The sequence below is a fragment of the Lentilactobacillus sp. genome, assembly GCF_040773105.1.
GTDB lineage: Bacteria > Bacillota > Bacilli > Lactobacillales > Lactobacillaceae > Lentilactobacillus > Lentilactobacillus parabuchneri.
The window spans coordinates 1-8,355 of record NZ_JAXGWW010000082.1; the positions used below are offsets into that span (position 1 = coordinate 1).

11 protein-coding genes are annotated in these 8,355 nt (G+C 42.2%); 2 read left to right on the top strand and 9 right to left on the bottom strand.

Annotated elements, in window-relative coordinates; all coding sequences use genetic code 11:
- The 6 genes from AB3112_RS05785 to rpsB form a co-directional block, all read right to left on the bottom strand.
- Nucleotides 1-706: isoprenyl transferase (locus tag AB3112_RS05785; protein ID WP_367334099.1), on the bottom strand; the 706-nt coding region annotated here is incomplete at its 3' end.
- Between the two features lie 75 nt (nt 707-781).
- Entirely contained in the window at nt 782-1,231 is a 450-nt protein-coding gene (locus AB3112_RS05790) for a hypothetical protein (protein ID WP_057909231.1), read from the bottom strand.
- Between the two features lie 16 nt (nt 1,232-1,247).
- Nucleotides 1,248-1,811 (bottom strand): ribosome recycling factor, encoded by a 564-nt coding sequence (gene frr / locus AB3112_RS05795; protein WP_057909232.1) that lies wholly within the window; start codon nt 1,809-1,811, stop codon nt 1,248-1,250.
- 2 nt (nt 1,812-1,813) lie between these two features.
- Nucleotides 1,814-2,536: a UMP kinase gene (gene pyrH / locus AB3112_RS05800; protein WP_057909233.1), complete on the bottom strand. Its 723-nt coding sequence runs from the start codon at nt 2,534-2,536 to the stop codon at nt 1,814-1,816.
- Between the two features lie 247 nt (nt 2,537-2,783).
- Complete coding sequence (tsf, locus tag AB3112_RS05805) at nt 2,784-3,659, bottom strand: translation elongation factor Ts (protein WP_057909234.1); 876 nt, start codon at nt 3,657-3,659, stop codon at nt 2,784-2,786.
- 92 nt (nt 3,660-3,751) lie between these two features.
- Entirely contained in the window at nt 3,752-4,552 is an 801-nt protein-coding gene (rpsB, locus tag AB3112_RS05810; RefSeq protein ID WP_084975531.1) for a 30S ribosomal protein S2, read from the bottom strand.
- Nucleotides 4,553-4,789: 237 nt separating this feature from the next.
- Here rpsB and AB3112_RS05815 point away from each other — a divergent pair, with 237 nt between their 5' ends.
- Nucleotides 4,790-5,518 carry an HAD family hydrolase gene (locus AB3112_RS05815; RefSeq protein WP_057909236.1) on the top strand — a complete coding sequence of 243 codons (729 nt, stop codon included), beginning with the start codon at nt 4,790-4,792 and terminating at the stop codon, nt 5,516-5,518.
- 83 nt (nt 5,519-5,601) lie between these two features.
- Here AB3112_RS05815 and AB3112_RS05820 read toward each other — a convergent pair whose 3' ends face one another.
- The 3 genes from AB3112_RS05820 to AB3112_RS05830 all read right to left on the bottom strand — a co-directional run bounded on the left by AB3112_RS05820 (nt 5,602) and on the right by AB3112_RS05830 (nt 7,693).
- Nucleotides 5,602-6,600: a D-2-hydroxyacid dehydrogenase gene (locus AB3112_RS05820; RefSeq protein ID WP_057909237.1), complete on the bottom strand. Its 999-nt coding sequence runs from the start codon at nt 6,598-6,600 to the stop codon at nt 5,602-5,604.
- A gap of 84 nt (nt 6,601-6,684) precedes the next feature.
- A complete protein-coding gene (locus AB3112_RS05825; protein WP_057909238.1) occupies nt 6,685-6,957 on the bottom strand; it encodes a GIY-YIG nuclease family protein in 273 nt (90 codons plus the stop codon).
- Nucleotides 6,941-7,693: a tRNA1(Val) (adenine(37)-N6)-methyltransferase gene (locus tag AB3112_RS05830; protein ID WP_084975533.1), complete on the bottom strand. Its 753-nt coding sequence runs from the start codon at nt 7,691-7,693 to the stop codon at nt 6,941-6,943. The genes AB3112_RS05825 and AB3112_RS05830 overlap by 17 nt, the downstream gene beginning before the upstream one ends.
- An 87-nt stretch (nt 7,694-7,780) precedes the next feature.
- On the opposite strand from AB3112_RS05830, the gene AB3112_RS05835 reads away from it, so the two are divergent.
- The coding region (locus AB3112_RS05835; protein ID WP_367334100.1) for a lysophospholipid acyltransferase family protein at nt 7,781-8,355 on the top strand (575 nt) is incomplete at its 3' end.

Sequence of the window (8,355 nt, forward strand, 5' to 3'; positions counted from 1 at the left end):
CGAACACATCTTTATCAAAGTCAGGCCAAAGAACGTCCGTAAAGACCAGTTCACTGTAGGCAATCTGCCAAAGCAAGAAATTTGAAATGCGCTCTTCCCCGCTGGTTCGAATCAGCAGGTCCGGATCAGCTAATTGACCTAAAAAACCGGTCATGAGATGATCCGAAATCGTTTGATCGTCGATTTCATCCGGATCAAGCTTGCCATCCACGACGCCATCCACAATTTGCTTCATGGCCAAGGTGATATCTAACCGACTGCCGTAATTGAGGGCAAAGTTCAAAATCATACCAGTACAATGAGCAGTATCTTTGACCGCGTCGTGAACTGCCTGTTGTGTCTGAGCCGGCAGTTGGTCGATCAACCCCATCACCCGAACTTGAACATTATTCTCAACCAGTTCGGGCACAAAGTCATTGAAAAATTTGACCGGTAATCCCATCAAATAGCTCACTTCATCATGTGGTCGTTTCCAATTTTCCGTCGAAAATGCGTATAGGGTTAATACCTTAACCCCCATCTTGCTGGCAACCTTCGTAATCGTCTTAACGGTTTCCATTCCACGTTTATGGCCAGCAATTCTTGGCATGTGGCGCTTTTTAGCCCATCGACCATTCCCGTCCATGATAATCGCGACGTGTTCAGGAATGCGATTCATATCCAAGTGTTCTTCTGACTGTTGATTATTTTGTGTGTTGTTAAACATTGCACGCTCCTTAAATGACCTTAAGGCAAAAATAAAGGATGAGAAGTAAAACTCATCCTAAAATGCACTTAATTATTAGTCCGTTGCACCATCGGGACGTTCAACCATGCGCCATTCACCACGTTTTGCTTCAGCAAGCGTATTGAAATACTTCAACAATTTATTAGCATCTTCAGGACTCTTTTGGCCCAGGAGATTTAACCCCTTACCGGTGGTGTAAGGTTCGGATAAATCGGTGATTTCGTTATCATTTTCAATTGTGGCCGTTGAAAACGCAATGACCCAATCGTCTTCAACAAGTTGAGAAACGATGAAAAACAGGTTGAAGTCATCCGTAACGTAGGCAGGCATGGCATACAACCCGTCTTGAACAGGCTGTAAGTGACCATTATTGTAATCTAATACGCCTAAATTATCTTCCGTGACTGGCGTGTTTAATTTAAACAACATTTTTTCGAATTCGTCTGTTCCTGGTACCACTGCAATTTCGTCATTATCTGATTGATTATTATTGTTATCTGCCATGATATTGTCCCTCTTTCTAACCGTTCATTACTTCTTTTTCTTTATCAGCGACAATATTATCGACGCCCTTAATCGAATCATCCGTTAACTTCTGGACTTGATCTTCAAAGCGATGAAGTTCGTCATCTGTAATATCTTCGTTCTTGTTGCTGCGTTTCAAAGTATCCATTGCTTCACGGCGAACATTTCTGATGGCCACTTTACTCTTCTCACCAGTTGCCTTTACCTGCTTGGCGATTTCTTTACGGCGATCCTCAGTCAATGCTGGGACTGCCAACCGAATGGCCGTACCATCATTGGCGGGGCTAATCCCCAAGTCGGCTTCATAAATTCCCTTTTCGATGTTTTCAAGGGCCGTCTTATCATACGGCGTGATTAAAATAACCCGTGCTTCCGGAATTGAAATGGAAGCAATTTGGTTTAAGGGTGTCGGTGCACCGTAATAATCAACCGTTACACCGCTTAATAAGCTCGCATTGGCATGACCGGCACGAATACTACCAAGTTCACGTTCGAGGACTTCGCGGGCTTTCTTCATTTTTTCTTTTGCTTCATTTAACACTGATTGTGCGTCTGCCATATTTATTTCTCCTTAACTGTTGTTCCAATGCTTTCGCCAGTCACAACTTTGCGAATATTTCCGGGCTTGTTTAAATTGAAAACAACCAACGGAATATGATTATCCATCGATAGTGAACTGGCAGTCGAGTCCATTACTTTGAGGCCTTTTTCTAAGATATCCATGTAAGAAAGGGTATCAAACTTAACGGCATCTTTATCCGTCCGTGGATCAGCAGAATAAATGCCATCAACGCCGTTTTTCGCCATCAAAATCGCATCGGCGTTAATTTCAGCGGCCCGTAAAGCGGCTGTCGTATCTGTTGAAAAATATGGATTTCCAGTTCCAGCCGCAAAAATCACAACCCGCCCTTTTTCAAGGTGACGAACTGCCTTTCGGCGAATGTATGGTTCAGCAATCTGTCTCATTTCAATCGATGTTTGAACTCGAGTCGGAACACCCAGATGTTCTAGATTGTCCTGAAGTGCGAGTCCGTTCATGGTGGTCCCTAACATACCGATATAATCAGCTTGGGCGCGTTCCATGCCCATCTCGGCCCCGGATTCACCGCGCCACATATTACCGCCACCAACGACGATGCCGATTTGAACACCCAGATCAAAAATATCTTTGATTTCTTGGGCGACGTTCTTAATAACGGGTGGATTAATGCCAAAGCCGCGATCTCCGGCTAAGGCTTCACCACTCAATTTTAAAATGATTCGATTGTATTTTACTTTAGACATCTAAGTGCCTCCCATAGTTAATCATTACTACTAATTCTAGCATATTAAGCTTGCAATCAACAAGAAAACACGTATTTTCAATAATTCTTTATTAATTATTATGACCATCATTTCAAAAAATACGCGATAAATATGCCCAGTTCAAATTTAATGCCAGTACCAATTCAAATACCAGATTGTGGTTAAATCGTAAAAAAAGTGGGACAAGCAGCAATTGCCCCTCGTCCCACTTTGATTATTCATTGAATTACTTTAATTGGTCCCGTACTTCATCTTCAAAGCTTTGTTGCTTCTTTTCGATTCCTTCACCAACTTCATAGCGAACGAATTGAACGATTGAACCATTCTTTGATGCAACATATTTTGAAACAGTCATATCTGGGTCTTTAACGAAGTCTTGATCTTCAAGGCAGATTTCAGCCAAAAACTTGTGAAGACGACCTTCAACCATCTTTTCAACGATCTTTTCAGGCTTACCTTCATTCAAAGCTTCCTGTTTGAGAATTTCTTTTTCGTGAGCTAAGCGGTCAGCTGGTACTTCATCCTTGTTAAGGTATTCAGGATTTGTTGCAGCAACGTGCATTGCAACGTCTTTTGCAGTATCGGCATCGGCACCCTTAAGCAGAACCAATGCGCCAATTAAACCACCATTGTGCAGATATGAGCCGAATACTTCATCATCGTTCTTTTCAACTAATGTAAAACGACGCAAGGTTACTTTTTCACCGGTAACTTGAGTGGTTTCAATCAAGTCATCTTTAACGGTGCCTTTGTCAGTCTTTAATTCGAGCGCAGCATCAACGTCTGCAGGCTTGTTCGCAACGATTGCGGCACTTACCCGCTTAACCAGTTCCTTGAATGGATCACTTGAAGCAACGAAATCGGTTTCTGAGTTGATTTCAACGATTGCAGCAGTATTACCATCATAAGCAATTGTTGCCAAACCGTTGGCAGCAACCCGGTCGCTCTTCTTTTCAGCCTTGGCAACACCCTTTTCACGGAGTACTTCGATTGCCTTGTCAAAATCGCCTTCAGTTGCAACGAGCGCTTTCTTCGCGTCCATCATACCAACGCCGGTCTTTTTACGTAAGTCCATAACTTGAGATGCTGAAATTTTTGCCATGTTCGTGGCCTCCTATTGATTATGACTAAAAACTGACTCCACACCAAGGCCAAATTGGTCCAAAGCGATAGAGTCAGCCTAAGTGCTAATATTTATTTGTCAGAATCATTGCTGCCTTCAACGGCGTCTGCAATGTCTTCAATTGAATCTTCTTTTTTGTCTTTCTTGTCGCCATCTTTACCTTCAAAGGTCTTTTCGTTGACGTCATCTTCACCTTGACGGCCTTCGATGATTGCGTCAGCCATCTTTGAAGTGATCAAACGAACGGCACGAATGGCATCGTCGTTTGATGGGATCACAACGTCGATTTGATCTGGATCAGTGTTGGTATCAACCATGGCAACGATTGGAATGTTTAACTTCATTGCTTCGTGAACGGCAATTTGCTCTTTACGAGGATCAACGATAAACATCACATCCGGAACCTTAGGCATATCTTCGATACCACCCAAGAATCGTTCCAACTTTTGTTCCTGCTTGATCAAAAGTGAAACTTCCTTCTTTGGCAGAATGTCAAAAGTACCATCAGTAGACATCTTCTTAAGATCCTTCAAACGCTTAACACGTGATTGGATGGTTTCCCAGTTGGTTAAGGTACCACCAAGCCAACGATTGTTAACATAGTATTGGCCGGCACGAGTTGCTTCTTCAGCGATTGAATCCTGTGCCTGCTTCTTAGTTCCAACAAACAGAACAACGGCTCCCTTAGCAGCTTCGTCCTTCATGAAGTTGTAAGCAACGTCAATCAGCTTAACCGTCTTTTGCAAGTCAATGATGTAAATACCGTTACGTTCAGTAAAGATATATTCTTTCATCTTTGGGTTCCAACGACGAGTTTGGTGACCGAAATGTACTCCGGCTTCCAGTAATTGTTTCATAGAAATAACAGCCATAATGTAGCCTCCATATTGTTTTTATCCTCCCCAACGATCATCTGTCATCGGAACCATCCCTGGCAACTCCCACAACATCACGCTGGGTGTGTATTTAAAACACCTTTAAAAGTATAAAGGAAAACTGCCGTAAGCGCAAGCAAAAATCCTGAATAAGCATGAATTTCACGGACAAAATTGTTAAATTTCTATGAAACATGTTAGAATGATGTTTCGTGGCAAGGAGGAATATATGACATGATTAAAGCCATCGTTTTTGATGTTGACGATACACTTTACGACACGAAGCCTTCGTTCAATCAAGCGTTTAATGAAACATTCAATTTGAACTTGTCTGATGAACTCATGGATAATGTCTTTTCGAACTATACCCAGCAAGAACAACTTGCAATTGCGGAATCCAACTCAGACTCCAACATAAAACTATCTGAAGATGAAATCAACTTCCACTCACTGCACCACACATTTAAACGATTTGATTTAAATGGATTGTCTCAAGAAACGGCGGCTGCTTTTTCCGAGGCTTACCAATTGGCAAGTAATTCCATTCACCTATTTGACGGCTTAACCACCCTCTTCAACGAGCTGGCCAGCAAATTCCAACTTGGAATCATTACCAATGGCTCCAACGAAGTCCAACTCGCCAAAATTATGAAACTGAAACTTCACCATTGGTTCGGTCGTGACCAAATCATCACCTCTGAGGATGCCAACGCCAAAAAGCCGGACCCATTAATTTTCACGTTGATGAATCGAAAATTTAATCTCCGTGGAAATGAAATGATCTACATTGGCAGTTCATACTATGAAGATATTGTTCCCGCCAAAAAAGCCGGTTGGGAAACGGTTTGGTACAATAATCACCAAAGTCCAATTGCCGACCCACAGATCATTCCTGATCAAACAGTGAAAAATCCTGCTGAATTAAGGGACCTGTTAATGGATTTGGCTGCACAAGTAGATTGAGGCGTTTTTCAACAAAATAAGAGGTTTCAGACAAGCTTTTCAGCTCATCTGAAACCTCTTTATTTTTTAGCAAAAAGTCAACTTTAAAGTTGAACTAATTTGTCTGATTTACCAGTGCTGATCAATGACTTGTTTGCATCCATTGCAAAGAATACCATGTTACGAACGGCACGCTTCGTGTAGAAGGCAATATGTGGACTTACCAAAACGTTTTCGCGCTTCATCAAGTTCTTAAGACGATCGTCTGGAATCTTGTCAAAGCTGCCAAAGTCAGTGTTGAAAATACCAACTTCGTCTTCGTAAGTATCAATTGCGGCTCCGCCAACTTTGCCTGAGTCAAGGGCACGGATTAATGCGTCGGTGTCAATCAGGGCACCGCGAGCTGGGTTAAGGATGAAGACACCATCTTTCATTTTAGCAAGTGTCTGATCGTTAATCATGTGTTCGTTTTCTTTAGTGGCTGGGGCGTGTAATGAGATGACATCTGATTGGGCATAAAGCTCTTCAGGTGTATCCACGTAGACGCCTTCTTTTTCAAGTTCAGGATTATGATAAATATCATAAGCGATGACCTTGGCACCAAAGCCCTTGTAGATGCGCATTGCAGCGCGACCAATACGGCCAGTAGCAAAGACACCAACAGTCATTTGGTTCAATTCGTCAGCAATGTCTGGTGCCCAACGAAGGTCCCCATTGGCCTGTTTACGGTCAAATGTGTTGGTCCGACGAAGTAATCTCATTAATTGAGTTACGGTGAACTCGGCAATTGCTTCTGGAGAATATGCGGGAACGTTGGTTACTTGAATTCCGTTACGCTTTGCAGCGTCGACATCAATGTTGTCAACACCCACGTTACGAAGTGAAAGGAACTTGATACCAAAGCTGCCTAACTTATCCAAAACAGCGGCAGTGTAAGGCTTTTGTTGATAGGTAACAACACCATCAGCGCCCTTTGCTTGATCAACAGTTGATTCATCGAGCAATTCACCGGTTGAAGCAACTTCAACGTCGGGGTTTTCTTCACTCCACTTGTCTAAATAAGGTTTCTCATCGTCACGAATGCCATATGCAATAATTTTCACGAATATTACCTCCTAATAGATTACTTAAATTATAACACTATTTGATAATAATTTTCATTCCTTTTTTGAACTTTGTGTAATAATTCACTTCAATTTGATGCCCTGCTTTTCCAAATAGTTCAGTTTCTGCGACCTTGTGAGCTGTTTAAATGCATACTCCGCGCTTAAAGCATCGTGTTTATTCACAAACTGTTTTTTGAATAAAATTTTCAATGGCTGGTGCGACCGGGTGTATTTTGCACCAGTCCCGTTCACATGCTGTTGAAATCTTCTTTCAACATCCGTGGAAAACCCGGTGTAAAGTGTCTGATCTTCGCATAACAAAACATACATATAATATTTATTTTCCTGATCCATAAAGCATCATCTTCACTTCGTCAGTATAGTCATCGCCATCATAGGTCAAGACGTCAGGTTCCACCTTAAGCCCATTCGGTTTACCGTCTTTTATAGCCTCAACCAACACCATATTGGCATTTTCACCCTGTCGTGGGCGAACAAATTTCAACCGCTTGGGTTCCAGTCGATGGGCTCTGAGTGCAACCAACAGGTCGGTCAATCGATCCGGACGGTAGACCATGAAAAGCTTGGCGTTCATTTTCAACAAACCGGCAGCACAGTTCACAATCTCGTCCAAGTTGGTGGTTAACTCATGCCTAGCAATTGCCAAATACTGATTTGGATTTTTTTCGCTGTCTTCGTAGTTCACGAAATAAGGCGGATTGCAGGCAACAATATCAACAGAATCTTTGTTAATGTATTTAGCGGCGTTTTTGAGATCATCATTGACCACATCAATTTGAGCACCCAACTCATTTAATTGAATGCTTCGCTGTGCCATTTCCGCCAATCGTTCCTGAATCTCAACCATCGTGATGTGCGCAGCCGTTTTTTCACTTAAAAAAAGCCCCACCGCCCCGTTGCCGGAACATAAGTCCACAATCTGACGGGTTTTGTGCCCGTTAACTTTAACAAAATCGGCCAGTAACACCGCATCCAGTGAAAACGAAAAAACGTCTTTGCTTTGGATAATTTGGATCCCTTTGCTGTATAATTGGTCAATTCGTTCACCATTCTGTAATTCTACTTGCATATCATCGAGTTCCTTCACAATTAAGTTTGCCAAATCCTTCAACTTTAAGTTAATATTATTCTATCAGATATGAAAGAAGGAAATGAATTGTTTTATTCATTCATGAGAGTGCTGGTTCGAATCCTAGTGTTCATTATCAATGGAAACGCCAGGTACGAACACAAAGATCGGCTTCCAAAAGGCAATTATATCTTAGTCGGACCCCATCGAACATGGTTCGACCCAATTTACTTTGCGTTGGCAGCAAGTCCCAAGAAATTCAGCTTTATGGCTAAAAAAGAATTGTTCAAAAATCCAATTTTGCGTTGGGTCTTACTACACGCCAATGCCTTTTCTGTCGATCGTGACAATCCCGGCCCCTCAGCGATTAAAAAGCCGGTTAGAATTCTACGTAAATCCGACCTGTCTTTGATCCTGTTTCCATCCGGAACCCGCCACTCGACTCAATTAAAAAGTTGTGCGGCCTTAATCGCTCAGTTATCCGGAGTACCTTTAGTGCCAACCGTCTATCAAGGCCCATTAACGTTCAAACAGTTATTTACAAGGAAACGAATTACGGTTGCTTTTGGCGAACCGATTACGATTGATCGCAAACAAAAACTGACCGAGGATTTTCAAAAGCAAGTTGAAAAAGAAATGCAAAGCGCCTTTGATGCCCTTGA